This is a genomic window from Collinsella sp. 1033st1_E11_1033SCRN_220408 (genome assembly GCF_039062465.1).
Lineage (GTDB): Bacteria > Actinomycetota > Coriobacteriia > Coriobacteriales > Atopobiaceae > Parolsenella.
In genome coordinates this window covers 12,512-27,833 of record NZ_JBCLNF010000012.1, presented here as the reverse complement: position 1 = coordinate 27,833, position 15,322 = coordinate 12,512, and the positions used below count along the sequence as shown (strand labels likewise).

Sequence of the window (15,322 nt, the reverse complement as noted above, 5' to 3'; positions counted from 1 at the left end):
AGGAGGCGCCAGGTCAAACTGAAGGGACTGACCCCGGAGGAGTTCCGGAGACAGTCCCTTGCGGCGTAGTTCTTATTTATGCCGTCCAAGTTTTGGGGTGCAGTTCACGAAGCAGACGGGCGTTCGTGTTTTCACTGGCCGGAGGACAGGCTCGAAAGGACTACTGTCCCTCGGTTGGCGTGTCGGGGTCGGGAGTCGGCTCCGGGGAAGGCGTAGGCTCGGGCGCCGGCGTTGGCGTCGGAGTGGGTTCGGGCGCCGGCGTGGGCTCGGTCGGGGCCGTCGCGTTCTCCGTCGTGGCGGCCTCGGTCGTCGCTGCCTCCGTGGTCGCGGCGTCCGGGTCGTTCTCGCCGGCGCTCGTGTTGGAGAACTTCCAGCTCGTATTGGGCTTGTAGGAGGGATCGGACGCGCTTGCCATCGGCCAGTCCGCACGCGGGGTGTCTGACAGGACGGCGTTGACGAAGTAGGCGAAGGCCTTGTTCGACGTCTGGAACGGGTGCGCGCCTGCGCCGTAGCCGAGCCTTACCGTGTAGTCTCCGTCCTTGTGGCCCGTCCAGACGGCGACGGAGACCTGGGGCGTGATGCCGCAGAACCAGAGGCTCTCGAGGTTGTCGGTAGAGCCGGTCTTTCCGGCGACGGGCTGGTTGATGGTGAGGAGGCCGGGAAGCTGCTTGGCCGTGCCGCGGCCGTAGGTGAGGACACCCTCGAGCGTCTGGACGGCGACCTTGGCGACGCTCTCGTCGAGGACGCGCGTGGGGCTGTCCTTGTGCTCGTAGACGACGTTGCCGTTGCGGTCCTCGATCTTGCTGATGGCGACGGCGTCGCGGTGAAGGCCACCGCTCGCGAGGGTGGCGTAGGCCTCCGCCATCTCGAGCGGGGAGCAACCGTTGGCGCCGAGGATCGTGGAGCCGTAGGGGTCGAGGTCGCTCGAGATGCCCATGTCGTGGGCGGTCTGGACGACGTTGTCGACGCCGACGGCCATACCGACCTGAACGTATCCGGTGTTCGAGGAGATGGCGGTGGCATCGGCGAGGCTGAGGGTGCCGTAGGGCTCGTTATCGGCGTTCTGGACCTTCCAGGAATTGTTGACCTGGATGGGGGAGTTGCAGTTGATCTTGGTGGTGGGGTTCATGCCCGCCTTGAGTGCGGCGACGAGCGTGAACATCTTGAAGCTCGAGCCGGTCTGCTTGGCGTTCGACGTCGCAGCGTTGACCTGGGCGGTGTCGGAATCCGCGTAGAAGTCACGACCGCCGACCATGGCCTTGATGTAGCCGGTCTGTGGGTCGATCGCGACGAGCGCTCCGTCGTTGTCGGGGTTGCCCGTCTCGTCGAGCATGCGCTCGACCGCGCTTTGAGCGGCATCCTGGTAGGTCGGGTCAAGCGTGGTGTAGATCTTAAGGCCGCTCTGGACGATGGTGTCCTGCGAGAAGTCGCCCTCGAGCAGGCCCTTGATGTAGTTGGTCCAGTAGGGGTAGGTACCCTGGCTATCCATGTTCGTGTTGCCGAGGTTGAGCACGAGGTCCTCAGCCTGCGCGGCGTCGTGCTCCTCCTGCGTGATGTCGCCGAGGCGCAGCATGTTGTCGAGAACCTTGTTGCGGCGCTCCTTGGCGGCGTCGGGGTTTTGCGTGGGGTCATAGTAGGAGGGCGAGTTGGGCAGGCCGATGAGCGTGGCCGCCTCCGCGAGCGTGAGCTCGCTGCAATGCTTGTTGAAGTAGGTGATGCTTGCGGCCTCGATGCCGTAGGCACCATGACCGTAGTAGATCGTGTTGAGATACATCAACAGGATCTGTTCCTTGGAGTAGGTCTTCTCCATCTCGACGGCGATGTAGGCCTCGCGGATCTTGCGCTTGAGGGACTTCTCGAACTGCTCGTCAGACAGGACCGTGTTGCGCACGAGCTGCTGGGTGATGGTCGAGGCACCCTCGGAGCGGCCGGAGAGCTGTGAGATGACGGCTCGGCCAATGCCGATGGGGTCGACGCCGTTGTGGCTGTAGAAGCGCTCGTCCTCGACGTCGACGGTGCCCTTCCAGACGTAGGGAGAGACCTCGTCTTGCGAGATGGAGCGGCGGTTCTCGAGATAGAACGTCGCGATGACGTTGCCGTCCGCGTCATAGACCTCGCTCGGCTCGGCGACGAGGTAGGCGTCGGCGGAGGTGTAGTCAGGCAGGTCCTGGAGCCAGGACTCGATCACGGCGCCGAGAGAGACGGCGAGAGCGATGGCGAGCAGCACCAGGAAACCCAGGACGCCGGCGGCGGAAAAGCCAACGATGTGCGTCTTAGAGTGGGCGCGGGCGCGACGGTTGCGAATTCCCATGCAGTCCTCCAATACAGGTACACAGACTTACCCATTATCTGCTAAATCGTGGTGGAGCGTTGAGCGCGCGGGTGAGTTAACGTCGCGTCCACATCGCTTGAGGCGCGCCTGCCTTAAACTGTGGACATGACTGAAGGGAATTGCATGGAGAGTTGTGTCGTGGCCCCGGAGGGGTCCTATGGGCGCGCGCGTCATCGCCGCGCCGAGCATGAAGGCACAAAGCGCGAGATGAAGTGTCCCAAGCGTGATGGCCACCCGCGCGAACCCCGCGCCATGACGGCCGTCGGGGTCGCCGGGGTCGCGCTGCTGGTGGCCGTTCTCGTGCCCCTCGTGCTCATCAGCGCGTACAACCACTCCTATGCGGATGACTGGCACTATGGCGTGTGGGCGCATCTCGCACTTCAGAGGACGGGCAACATCGGCGTCGCGTTGATTACCGCGCTTCAGCAGGCGGGGAATGCCTGGTTCGACTGGCAGGGCACCTACTCCGCGATCTTCCTCATGGCGCTCGAGCCGAGCGTCTTTGGAGAGCAGTTCTACGTGATCGCCGCGCCGCTCGTACTCGCAAGCCTCGTCGCCGGCACCTTCTTCTTCACGCATGTCGTCATGGTCGAGCTGCTTGGTGCCGAGAGGGGTGCCTGGCTGGGGCTGTCCTGCGTGACGGTAGCCGTCCAGCTCCTTCTGCAACCGAGCCCCGTCGAGGGTATCTTCTGGTTTAACAGCGCCGTCTACTACACCACCTACCACGCCGCCGCACTTGCCCTCCTGGGTTGCGTGGCGCGCATCGCCGATCCCGCCTGCCGCACGGTTCCTCGAGGGGCCAAGATCTGGGCGTGCGTGCTCGCCGTGTTCGTTGCGGGTGGCAACTTCGTTACGGCGCTCGTTGTGGTGGAGGTCATGACTTGCGTGCTCGTCGTGCTGATTGCCCGCCGTAGGCGGGCCTCGTCTGATGTCCTTGCGCCGTTTGGACTCCTGGTCGTGGGACTTGCGCTGTCGCTTGCCGCTCCCGGCAACGAAGTTCGTCAGCAGACGCAGTTCCCCGAGGACTCCGCGGGGGTTGTCGGCACCATCGTGAAGTCGTCGCTTGCGGCGTTCCAGTATCTGGAGGAGTGGACCGGCGGTCTCGTGCTGCTCCTTGCGGTGCTTGCAGCCGTCATTGCCGTGCGCGTCTGCGTCCGCGCCGCCGAGCGCGGCTGGCGTTTCCCCATGCCCGCCCTCGTCGCCGCCGGTTCGATCGCGCTGTTTGCCACGAGCTTCACGCCCACGTTCTGGGCGGAGGGAACGGTGGGCCCTGGCCGCGTTCAGAACTGCCGCTTCGATTTGTTCGTGGTGCTTGTCGTTCTGAACGTCTTCTGGTTCTGTGGCTGGATTGCGGCGCGTCGCCGTGAGCTGGGTGCGGGTTCGACGCGCGGCCACGTTATGACGGCTCAGCACGTTGGAATCGCGGCTGGCCTCGTAATCCTGGTGTTTGCGTGCGTCGTGGGCTCCATGGCTACCGATAAGGATATGGGCGAGGAACTTTCGAGTGTTTCCGCAGCGCGCTCGATTATCTCCGGGCAGGCCGCCGCATATGACGCCCAGGTCGAGGATCGTCTCGCGACCATTGAGACCTCGACCGCAGACGAGCTCCGCGTGCCGTTCTACACCAACGTGCCGCACGTCCTGCTCATGGGCGACATCCGTGACAACATGGACAACTACATCAACTACCGTCTCTGTCAGTGGTATGGCAAGAAGTCGATTGTGGCCTATCACGCGCCTTCCGGCACCATGGCGAGCGACGTCGTGGCGGATGCGCCCGTGGCGGATGCGCCTGCGGCTGACGCCGCTGTAACGGATACCGCCACGACGGATGTGGCCACGACGGATGTGGCTGTCTCGTGAGCTCGGATAACGCGATGATGCCCGCGACGGATGGCGCCGTGCATCAGTCCCTGCCGGGTAGGACCATCGCGCGAAAGGTGGCCCGACTCCCCGAGCGCTCCAGTGCTTTTAACGATGGCGATCGCTGGCGCCGCGTCGGCGATGGCCTCGCCCGTCTCGGCCTCGCGCTGTGCGCGCTCATGCTCGGCGTGGTCCTTCTCGTGGTGGTGCTTTCCACCGTCTGGCTCATGGTGGGCGCGGAGGACGGCAACCTCACGCAATCCATGTCGATCTACACCTGGGCGGGCCCTAAGGCGTCCCTAATCGCGGGCGCCGTTGGCAGCGTGGCGACCGCGGCCTTGTGCTATGTGGCTTGGCGCCACGGCGGCGTCCTCGATGGGCCGCGTGCCACGAGGGCGCTTATCCTTGGTGCGCTCGCCTTCCAGGTGCTGATGATTCTGGGCATCCAGGCGCGCGATACCTATTGGGGCGACTCGTGGATGATTCGCGACTTTGTCCATAAGGCGATTGAGGGAGGGGACGTCGCGGCGGCGTTTTCCGGCCCGTACGGGACGCTCTTCACTGACGCGCGTCTTTATTTCTGCTGCTATCCGTTCCAGGCATCGCTCTTCTGGATCATGTATGCGCTTCGTCTCGCGTTTGGCGAATACTCCTACATGGTCTTCCAGCTGCTGTCGTCGCTGGTGACCTGCCTCGGCGTGTGGGCGCTGCTCGACCTGGGGTCGAACGTTGGGGCGAGCGCGGGTGCGCGCCGCATCCTCTGGGTGCTCGTGGCCATGTGCCTGCCGATGTACTGGCTCTCCGCGTTCCTCTACGGAAACGCGATGGGTTGTGGCTTCGCGCTCGCCTTCCTCGCCCTACAGGCTCGCGCGATGCGGGCGGTTGAGCTGGGCGTTACCCTCAGGTGGCTGGCGCTTTCGTTCGTGCCGCTCGTTCTTGCGCTTTGCGTCAAGGCGACCTTCGTGCTCTTCGCAATCGCCGCCGTGCTCGCATGGCTCGTACTTGCCGTCAGCCGCAAGAGTGCTTGGGGCCTTGCGGCGTGCCTTTCCGTCGTGCTCCTCGCGCGCTCCGCGGCGGGTTTGCCCTTCGAGGCACTTCGTGCGGTCTCTGGCTATGAGTTTGGTGATGCCTTGACCACGCTTAACCACCTCGAGCTCGGGCTTCGCATGGGTGCGGGCGAGTTCTACGTGAGCGTAGACGGTGGCGCGCCCGAGTTCGCGCCTGGCGGCTGGTCCAATCACGCCAACGCCACGTGGTTCTTCTCGGGCGAGAGCGCCGACATTCAGAATGAGATCGCTGCTGGGGAGATCGCGGCGGACGTCACCGAGTTCGTCTCCGACCCCTCTTACGCGACTCGCTTCTTCTCCATCAAACTCGCTACGGAGTGGGCGGACCCGACCTATCAGTCTCTCTACTACCTCTCGATGTGCGGGATCCCCGGTGGCGGACGCCTCAACCTGGGGGATGCGAGCAAGCCCCTGGGCGCCATTTCCTCGTGGCTGACCTACCTGCTCGACGGCTACCAGACGGTTGAGTTCGCCGCTGCGTTTGGCTATGTGGCCTGGGCCTGCCGTAGATGGGGGAGGGGCAGCGAGGGGAAGGAGGTCGCGGGCGTGCCTGCGGCTGACCCGGCTGGCGGCGTCGGCTCCTCTGCGGGCGCGCCTGCGGCTGACCCGACTGGCGGCGTCGGCTCCTCTGCGGGCGCACGGCGACATGACGTCGCCCCGACTCCTGACGTGTGCGTGGGCGGTGGTTCCGTGACGTGCGCGACCCTGCTCATTGCTGCGACCTTCTTTACGGGGTTTGGCTGCTACCTGCTTTGGGAGGCAAAGGCCGTCTATGTGTTGCCCTTTGCCATCGTGGTCCTTCCCCTTGCGGCGGAGGGCCTTGAACAAGCTTTACAATGGGCGAAGTCTGCAATTGGGGGCGGGCGCTCGATCTAGCACGTCTCCTTGTCCGTTTGGAGACGCTCGATGCCGATAGAGCCAAAGCCCGAACCTGCCAGTTGCGATTCGCGAGCCGTCGCCCCGCGCGTTCCGCAAGGTGGCGCCTTCCGCATGGTCGTGCCCTTCTTGCTGGCGCTTCTACCTGCGGTGGCGCTCTGCCTTTTGCACGCGCCGGTCTATGCCACCCCTCCGGATGACTTCGTGCAGGAACTCTTCGCGCGTGGCCAGTTCCAGGCCGCCGCGAGCTCGCTCATGCCCTATACGCTCGTCTTCGTGAGCGCGCCGCTCTCGGCGCTCTACCAACTTGCGCCGCAGGTTCCGTGGTACGCGCTCATGCTGCTCGCGATGCTGGTCGTGTCGTTCTGGATAGCCTGGAGTCAGCTCTTCTCCCTGGGCCTCTCTCGCGCACGGCTTGTGTGCCTTGGCGCTGTGCTGCTCTCATGCGAGATCGTTTGCGTGTGGTACTTCACGTACACCATCGTTGCGTTCATTGCGCTTGCCGCCGGCCTTATGCTCATCATGCCGCGCGCGATCTTTGGCGACGCCGGCCGCCCGAGCCTGGCTGACATCGCAGGCTACGTGCTCGTGGCGCTCGGTTTCTCTCTGCGCCCCGAGTCCGGAGTCGCAGCCCTCGTCCTGTTCGCTCCCTTCCTCGTCTGGGCGCTCGCTCGTAGTCGTCGCGCGGGTACGTTGCTCCGCGCTGTGGCGGTTGTTGCCGTGATTGCGATTTCCTATGGGGCTGGCCAGGCCGCTTACCGCGTGACTCCTGGTTGGGAGGATTTCCCCTCCTATCTCGACGCCGGCCGCAAGGTGCTCGACACGCAGCGAATGGACGTCTCGAGGGTCCGCGAGCAGGCGCCGGAGCTCAGCGACAATGATGTCGCCATGATGTACGACTGGGACTTCGTCGACCACGAGGTCTTCTCGACGGACCTGTTCGAGCGCATCTCCAAGGCTGAGTCCACCTACGGGCTCGCGCATCTCATCGCGTCGTTCAAGGCGAAGGTCACGTATCTGCTAATCGCGTTGTCGGCTCTTCTGCTCGCTGTTGCGGCTGCCCTTTCGCGGATGAAGGGTCTGGAGAAGTCCGTTCGCGTCCTTTCGTTTGGCGTGGTCGCGATGGCGCTCCTGAGCTATCTGCTCATCGTCATGCGTGGCCGTCCGAGGCTTCATATCGTTATTCCCGTGGCGATCGTCACGCTATTCGCCCTTCTTGTCTGCTGCCAGGGTCCCACCGAGCGTAAGGGCCGCCACAGTGCTGATGCGGTTCCTGCCCCGGGCGCCCGTGCCCGCGTGGTGGCAGCGATTACGTGCGTCGTCTGCGCGGCGGGCCTCGGCATGTTCTGGGTGACGACGGTGCGCCCGCTTCAGTCGAGGCTTTCGCTTCCCTTCGCGGCTGCGGCGAGCGAGTACGTCGAGAGCAACCCGGATGAGCTCGTGGTATTCGGCCACACCCAGAGCGCTTGGTTCAGCGGGACCGACGCCTTCGCATCCGCGAGGTGGCAGTGCCCGGAAAACATTCTGCTTGTGGGAGGATGGGAGAGTGAGACCGCACCGTGGGACGCCTGCCTCGAGCGTTGGGGCCTCACGGATGCCGCGCCCCTCATGCAACTCGCCACGCGCCGCGACATGACGCTTGTCGCGACCGAGTCGACGGCGAAGCTCTATGAGGTCTATCTGCAAGAGCACGTCGACCCCTCGGTGATTGCCACCAAGGTCTCTGACCTCGGCGCCGGCGCCATCTCGAGCAAGATGATCTCGGTGTGGAACTTTAGCTCTGCCACGGGGATGCCTACCGCATAAGCGACAGCTCGCCGACCGCCGCTTTTCGCTACACTTAGCAACCGTCCCGTTTATGCGGGCGAGCCGCGCTTGTGCGGCGCCACACAATCATGAGCACCGCCCAACCGGGTGAGGGTGCTAGCACGTATTTTGGAGGAACAGTGCTTTCAGTTGACGAGCAGATGAAGGTCATCACTTCTGGCGTCTCCCAGATCGTCCCCGAGGAGGAGCTCCGCGAGAAGCTACGTCGTGGAAAGCCCCTGAACATCAAGCTGGGCGTCGATCCCACGAGCCCGGACCTCCACCTGGGTCACGCTGTGCCCCTGCGCAAGATGCGCCAGTTCCAGGACCTGGGCCACAACGTCACCCTGATCATCGGCAACGGCACCGCTCTCATTGGCGACCCGTCCGGTCGCGACTCCACCCGCCCGCCCCTCACGGAAGAGCAGGTCGAGGCCAACGCCGAGACCTACGTTGCGCAGGCCATGAAGGTCCTCGACCCCGAGAAGACGACCATCGTCCACAACGGTGACTGGATCAAGCCGCTCAACCTTGGCGAGATGCTTGGCCTCATGAGCAAGTTCAACGTCGCTCGCATTCTCGAGCGCGAGGACTTCCACAACCGCTACACCAACGGCCTCTCCATTGCCCTGCACGAGTTCATCTATCCCGTGCTCCAGGCCTATGATTCCGTCGTGGTCAAGGCCGACGTCGAGATGGGCGGCAACGACCAGATCTTCAACCTGCTCGCCGGCCGCGACCTCATGCGCGCCGAGGGTATGGAGCCGCAGGTCGCCCTCACGATGCCGCTGCTCGTGGGCACCGATGGCGTGAAGAAGATGTCCAAGAGCTACAAGAACTACATTGGCCTTACCGACGAGCCTGCCGATATGTTTGGTAAGGTCATGTCCATCGCCGACGAGATCGTCCCGATGTACTATCGCCTCTGCTCGACCAAGACCATCGAGGAGATCGAGGCCATCGACGCCGCGTTCGCCGACGGCTCCGCCGATCCCTACAAGCTCAAGCGCGAGCTTGGCGTTAACATCGTCGACCTCTACCACGGCGCGGGTGCTGGCCAGAAGGCGCTCGAGGCTTTCGACGCCCAGTTCAAGAAGGGTGAGGTTCCCGAGAACGTGCCGGAGTTCCCCGCCTCTGTCGTCGAGGTGAACGATGAGGGCCTGGTCTACCTCGGCAAGCTTCTCGTTGACCTGGGGATTGCCAGCAGCGCCGGCGAGGCTCGTCGTCTCGTTGACGGCGGTGGCGTCAAGGTGAATGGCGAGGCTCTCGCGCCGAAGTGCTACAACGTCGACCCCACGCCGTTCGTGGCGGGTGCTGTTGTCCAGTCCGGCAAGAGGCGCTGGGCCAGGCTCGTCTAACGCGCCCGCGACCAGGTCGCCTGACGTGCCTGCGGCCAGGTTCGTCTGACGCGCCTTCGACCAGGCTGCCCGACGCGCTCGCGGCCAGGCTGCCTAACATGCCTGCGAGCGGGTTCGCCTAACGTGCCAGCGGGCGGACTCGCCTAACGTGCCAGCGGGCGGACTCGCCTAACGTGCCAGCGGGCGGACTCGCCTAGCACGCCTGCGGGTTTGTTCTTCCAACTGCGTCTACGGGCTGAGCTCAACTTCGCTTTACTCCTGGTGCGTTCGATGGCGAGCATCTATCTGCTTTGTTTCATGTGACGTAAGGCCCACGACCCGTTCGCGTTCGCGAGCGGGTCGTGGGCTTTCTATGACAATAAGTAATTCCCTGCAGATTGTTTCGTCCTTCTCGGAACGGATTGCCAGTATCGTCGCAGGTAAAGCTTTTGTAGCGTCATTGTTTGATGCACTTTGGCTCGTTTTTGCGATAACGTGTTGGATTCATGTCGGGCTTCGGTTTGAGTGCGCGGGACTTTCTTGGCCTCGATCTTCGCGGACGGGTGCGAGCCTGATAGCGTTGTGCCATGGCTATCTGCATCTGCGACATATCGGCACTCGAACTCCTTCGCTCGCGAGGCAAACTCGCCCCAGAGCTCCTGGATTGTGCCCGCACGTCGTCGCTTAAAGAGTGCGTTATCCCTAGCCGGCTTGAGCTTGAGGATGTTATGTCTCGGCTGGGAGGTGTTAGTCGCCCTTGCCATCTGATGGTGAAATCTGATTGCTCGCGGAAATGTCAATGGGCCGTGAGGCATGAGCGAAGCAAAGAACTGCCTCTGAAAAGCCTGATCAGACTGTCGGGAGACCTTCTCGTTGAATCTCCTGAACTTTTGTTTTGTGACCTTGCGGCTTCTGCCGAATTTGACGTCGTAGATCTTGCGATGCTTGGGCTTGAGCTCTGCGGTACCTATCTTCTTGAGCAGGATGAAAACGCCTGGAAGGGGTTCATCAATACGGATACGCCAATGACTTCTTCGGCGCAAATTGGTCGCGTCTTGGGATATCAGGGCAGCGTGGCGGGAAGTAGAAAAGCAAGAGAGGCGTTGGATCTTATCGTTGACGGCAGTCATTCTCCCATGGAATCTGTTCTGGTTGCTTTGCTTACGTTTCCTCGGCGTTTGGGTGGTTTTGGGCTTGAAGGAGCACGGATGAACATGTGCGTTCAGACTTCTTCCGGAGATAGATTTGTTGACATCGGTTTCCCGGAACTCAAGATTGCATATGAATACAAGGGACGCCTGTATCATCTTCCTGAACAAGCAGGGCGCGACGATCGAAGACAAAATGCTTTGGCGGGGGCTGGATGGACGGTCATTAACGTTTGGCACGAGGACCTTACTGACCCCTACCTGTTTTCCGAGCTTGAAGCTAATACATATAGAGCTATAGATCGACGGCTGAGAAAACGCTCCGAAAAATTCCGTGCTCGCCAGCGCGCTTTACGCTCCCGTCTGGTTCCAGGTTTGCACAGATTCGAGTCGTAATCCAAGCGGGATACAACGGTATATCTGCTCTCAAATAGTCCTTTAATAGTAATTTTGCTCGCGGTGGCCAAAAACATCCGCGCGGCGGACAGTTTGACAGCGATGTGGGTGCATTTATTTGACCGAAATCAAGGAAAGGCGTCCTATAGGGCGTTAAGAACGCCTAAGAGGCGTCCGTTAAATCGCAATAACGTGTTGTAGAGGCCAAGATTGATATAAACAGGGGCTTAAATGACCGTTGAGTGTCCGCCGCGCGATGGTTTTTGACCATCATTTGAAGAATTACTATTAAGGGATAGCTGCTCGCGGTGAAATACTACGCAAATCATGAAGCGCATGTTGCATTTTGGTGCTAGGGGTTATTCCTGACAGGTGGCTCCCGTAGGGGAGCGCCCTTTCCTGACAGGCGGCTTCCGTAGGGGGAGGGCCCCTCTCTTTGGAATCCTTGATTGTCGTAGCTGGGGATTGTGACGAACGGATAGCTTCGGTTGGGTCCATCTGTGTGAAGACGTTAGCGTTACCGGACTGTCGATTTGTGAGACGACTGTTATTCTAAAAAGTTGGAAACGAAAGGCGGCTCGCGCCGCGTGCGATTGGGGATTCGATGACGATGGAGCTATTGGCTCCGGCGGGTGGCCCGGAGCCGTTCCGTGCGGCGCTGGCTGCCGGTGCTGATGCGATCTACTGCGGCGTCGGCAATGATTTCAATGCTCGCCGCAACGCTCACAACTTTGATTTCGATGCTTTTGAGGCTGCGTGCCGCGAGGCGCATCTTGCGGGCACGCGCGTTTACGTGACCATCAACGTCGTCGTTCGCGATGAGGAGATGCCGCGCGCTCTCGCCCTCGTGCGCGAGGCATCCGTGCGTGGCGCTGATGCCTTCATCATTCAGGACTGGGGCCTATTCGACCAGATCCACAAGACCTGGCCCGAGCTTGAGCTGCATGTGTCCACGCAGGCAAACGTCCATGATGCGCGCGGCGTTGCCTGGGCTCGCGAGCAGGGCGCGCATCGTGTGACCTTGTCCCGCGAGCTCTCTCTTGCCGAGATTTCTCACATCGCGGAGGAGGGCGTCGAGCTGGAGGTATTCGGCCACGGAGCCCTTTGCTTCTGCTACTCCGGCGTGTGCCTCATGTCGAGCATGGCCGGAGGTCGCAGCGCCAATCGCGGTCTGTGCGCCCAGCCCTGCAGGCTACTCTATCGCCTTGTCGATGAGGCTGGAAATGACATTGCCGCTCCGGGGCGCACGCGTCCCCTCTGCCCGAAGGATGCCTGCACCGCTGGCGATGTCGCTGCGCTTATGAAGGCTGGCGTCGGTTCGCTAAAGGTCGAGGGCCGTATGAAGGCGCCTGATTACGTCTGGAGCGTTATCGGGGCCTATCGCGAACAAATCGATTCCGTGCTGGCGGGGGCACCTGTGTCGGCCGAGCTTGGCGGCACGCCCGTCCCTGCCCATGTCGCTCGTCGTCTCAAGCGCGCTTTCAACCGCGATTTCACCGATGCCTACCTGCGCGGTTCCGCTGATGACGAGATGATGAGCTACGAACGCTCGAACAACCGCGGTCAGCTCGTTGGCGAGGTCCTCTCGAGCTCGGGTGGCCAGCTTCAGCGTAGGGACGGAAGGGGCAACCTCCATCGAGACCCGCGTCAGGACAAGAAGAGCGCCCGCTGCACCGTCGTGGTCCGCGTCGACGAGCCCGTTGGCGCCGGAGACCTGCTTGAGCTTCGTCCGGATAAAGACCCCGATGCCTTTCTCACGACGACCGTTCCAAGCGATGTTCCCGCGGGCGGCACGGTCGAGTGCCGAGTGGCGCGCCCGATGCCGGTGGGCTGCCCGGTCAGGGTCATCCGTAGCAAGGCGGCGCACGATGGCAGCTCGGCGGACCTTTCTCGCGAGGTCGCTCGCAAGCGCGCGGTCGACGTGCGTGTTGTCGCGCGGCTAGGAGAGCCCCTTTCCGTTGAGCTCACCTGCGCCAATGGTCCCGTGCTGCCCGGTGGCTCACTTCCGCAGGCTGTGGCTTTGGGCCCGGTTGTCGAGGCCGCGCGCACGAAGGCGCTGACGAGCGAGGACCTGGCCGAGCATGTCGGGCGCATGGGTGCCTCGGCCTTCGAACCGCGTTCGGTCGAGGTCGAACTTGACGAGGGCTGCGGCATGGGCTTCTCCGTCGTGCACAAGGTCCGCGCTGCTGCTTGCGAGGCGCTGGAGGAAGCCATTCTCGCGCCGTATGCCGACCGTGCCCGCAAGCTCGCACCCGTCTCCGCGATGGCTGCCGTTGCCACCATGCCTGCCGCCACCTCCGGTGCGGAAGATGCCGCCTGCGCTGTCGCGACGCCAGCTCCGGAGGCCTGCGTCATTGCGCCGTCGCCCGAGGTGGCTCGTGTTGCCACTGCAGCCGGCGCTACGCGCGTGTACGTTGCGTCCGACAAGCTTGGCGAGCTTGGAAGCCCTGCGCCCGTCTGGCCTGCCGGCAGCGTCCCTATCCTCGACGAGGTCTGCCGCGATCCAGAGCATGCTCGCATTGACCCGTGGGTAACGGCCGGCGCTTCCGTTGCCGTGGGTAACGTCTCCGAGCTCGCGCTTGCTGCGAGCCGCGGCGCGAAGGCGGAGATCCGTGGTTGCATCCCCATTCACAACGCCTTTGCCCTCGATAAGCTCGAGCGTGCCGGTGCGGCTGGCATCTGGCTTTCGCCCGAGCTCACGCTCGCGGAGATCCAGACTCTCGCCCCGCGTGCCAACGTGCCCGTGGGCATCATCGTCTCGGGCCGCCCGCGCGTAATGACGAGCGAGCATTGCGTTCTTAAGGCGGCGAATCGTTGCATCCACGATTGCGCGAGGTGTGCGCTACGCCGGCGCATGATCTCGCTTCGCGATCGAGATGGCCGTCTCCTGCCCGTCAGAACGGATCTCAACGGCCGTTCGCGCATCTATGACGCGGTGCCCCTCGACCTGACACCGCAGGTAGGCGAGCTCATCGAGGCGGGCGTGACGCGCTTCGCGGTCGACGCGACGCTTCTCAATGAGGCGGAGACCAGGGCTGCCGTTGAGCGCCTCGTCAACGCGCTCGCCGCCGTTCGAGAGGGTCGCAAGCCCGCCTCGCGCGAGCGCCACGCCTCAAGTGGGCATCTGTTCTGGGGCATCGGATAGGCGCGAGTCGGGTAGCATCCAAGAATGATTTGAGAACACGCCCGCCTTGCGGGGGAGAGGATAGACATGGCTGATAACGAGAACACCACGGAAAGCGCGTCGGAGAAGGACAAGACGGCCAAGATCGACCACCGTCTGCTCGAGGACGTCCTTGACGCGATTCGACCGAGCTTCCAGGCGGATGGCGGCGACATCGAGCTTATCGGCGTCGATGACGAGACCGGCGTCGTCACCATCGAAATGACGGGTGCCTGCGCCGCCTGCATGTTCGCTTCGACGGACATCTCCGAGGGCATCGACACCATCATCAAGGAGCACGTCCCCGGCGTCACCGCGGTACGCCCCGTAATGTACTAGCGCTTGATCGGGCGGCGCGTGCCCGCGGCTCAACCGGGCCGCGCTCGCGTCTGCTCGCCTCGCGCGAACGGCAAGGAGGAGACATGGCGATTGACAAGGACCTTCTGGAGGTCGTGCTCGATGCAGTGCGTCCGAGTCTTCAGGCGGACGGCGGCGACTGCGCCCTCGTTGGCGTCGATGACGAGACCGGCGTCGTCACCATCGAGATGACGGGTGCCTGTGCGGGCTGCTCGCTCTCCGAGGTCACAATCTCTCAAGGTATCGAGCGCGTGCTCAAGGACAACGTTCCCGGCGTCACCGGTGTGAGGGCGGTGATGTAGGTGGTCCTCTCAGACCGCGACATCAAGGCCGAGATGACCGCCGGCCGCATCGTCATCGAGCCGCTCGACATGGAGGATGTCCAGCCGGCTTCGGTAGACGTGCGTCTTGGCTCGAGCTTCAGGGTCTTCCGCAACTCCACGCACGCCTACATCGACCCGACGCTGCCCCAGCCGGACCTCACCGAGGAGGTTGTGGTCCCCGAGGGCGGGCAGTTCGTGCTGCATCCTGGGCAGTTTGTGCTTGGCACGACGCTCGAGCGCATCGCCGTGCCCGATGACATCCTCGGCAAACTCGAGGGCAAATCGACGCTGGGCCGCCTCGGCCTCATGATTCACTCAACCGCTGGCTATGTCGATCCGGGCTGGGATGGAGAGATCACGCTTGAGCTCTCCAACGTCGCCACGCTGCCCATCGTGCTTCATCCGGGCATGCGTATCGGGCAGATGTCTTTCGAGCGCATGTCGAGCCCGGCCGAGCGTCCGTATGGCTCTGCCAGTCTCGGGAGCCACTACCAGGGCCAGCGCGGCGCTGCTGCCGCCCATACGCTCACGCGCTAAAGACGGCCTCTGGTGTGCCGTCAGGGGATCGAGCCCTGGGCCGCCTTCATATGTTCACGCGCTAGAGACGGCCGTATCGCCCCGCGCTGAGGCGCGTTCCTAATGGCGCCTTGTGCG

10 protein-coding genes are annotated in these 15,322 nt (G+C 63.1%); 9 read left to right on the top strand and 1 reads right to left on the bottom strand.

Annotation, left to right across the window (positions count from 1 at the left end; translation table 11 throughout):
* Positions 1-160 precede the first annotated feature (160 nt).
* Complete coding sequence (locus ABCN07_RS07355) at positions 161-2,311, bottom strand: transglycosylase domain-containing protein (RefSeq protein WP_343006062.1); 2,151 nt, start codon at positions 2,309-2,311, stop codon at positions 161-163.
* A gap of 144 nt (positions 2,312-2,455) precedes the next feature.
* On the opposite strand from ABCN07_RS07355, the gene ABCN07_RS07350 reads away from it, so the two are divergent.
* From ABCN07_RS07350 to dcd, 9 genes are all read left to right on the top strand, one after another.
* On the top strand, positions 2,456-4,195 hold the full coding sequence (locus tag ABCN07_RS07350; RefSeq protein WP_343006061.1) for a DUF6056 family protein: 1,740 nt from the start codon (positions 2,456-2,458) through the stop codon (positions 4,193-4,195).
* Entirely contained in the window at positions 4,192-6,138 is a 1,947-nt protein-coding gene (locus ABCN07_RS07345) for a hypothetical protein (RefSeq protein WP_343006060.1), read from the top strand. The genes ABCN07_RS07350 and ABCN07_RS07345 overlap by 4 nt, the downstream gene beginning before the upstream one ends.
* A gap of 30 nt (positions 6,139-6,168) precedes the next feature.
* Positions 6,169-7,944 carry a hypothetical protein gene (locus ABCN07_RS07340; protein ID WP_343006059.1) on the top strand — a complete coding sequence of 592 codons (1,776 nt, stop codon included), beginning with the start codon at positions 6,169-6,171 and terminating at the stop codon, positions 7,942-7,944.
* Between the two features lie 140 nt (positions 7,945-8,084).
* Complete coding sequence (tyrS, locus tag ABCN07_RS07335) at positions 8,085-9,302, top strand: tyrosine--tRNA ligase (protein ID WP_293815078.1); 1,218 nt, start codon at positions 8,085-8,087, stop codon at positions 9,300-9,302.
* A gap of 785 nt (positions 9,303-10,087) precedes the next feature.
* The gene (locus tag ABCN07_RS07330; RefSeq protein ID WP_343006058.1) at positions 10,088-10,825 is read left to right on the top strand and encodes a hypothetical protein; all 738 of its coding nucleotides are present in this window, start codon (positions 10,088-10,090) and stop codon (positions 10,823-10,825) included.
* A 604-nt stretch (positions 10,826-11,429) separates the two neighbouring features.
* Positions 11,430-13,970, top strand: coding sequence for a DUF3656 domain-containing protein (locus tag ABCN07_RS07325; protein ID WP_343006057.1), 2,541 nt, complete (start codon positions 11,430-11,432; stop codon positions 13,968-13,970).
* Positions 13,971-14,036: 66 nt separating this feature from the next.
* Positions 14,037-14,327, top strand: coding sequence for a NifU family protein (locus ABCN07_RS07320; RefSeq protein WP_320678709.1), 291 nt, complete (start codon positions 14,037-14,039; stop codon positions 14,325-14,327).
* A gap of 83 nt (positions 14,328-14,410) precedes the next feature.
* On the top strand, positions 14,411-14,647 hold the full coding sequence (locus tag ABCN07_RS07315) for a NifU family protein (RefSeq protein WP_317285499.1): 237 nt from the start codon (positions 14,411-14,413) through the stop codon (positions 14,645-14,647).
* The gene (gene dcd, locus ABCN07_RS07310; RefSeq protein WP_343006056.1) at positions 14,648-15,205 is read left to right on the top strand and encodes a dCTP deaminase; all 558 of its coding nucleotides are present in this window, start codon (positions 14,648-14,650) and stop codon (positions 15,203-15,205) included. It begins immediately after the preceding gene.
* Positions 15,206-15,322: the final 117 nt, after the last annotated feature.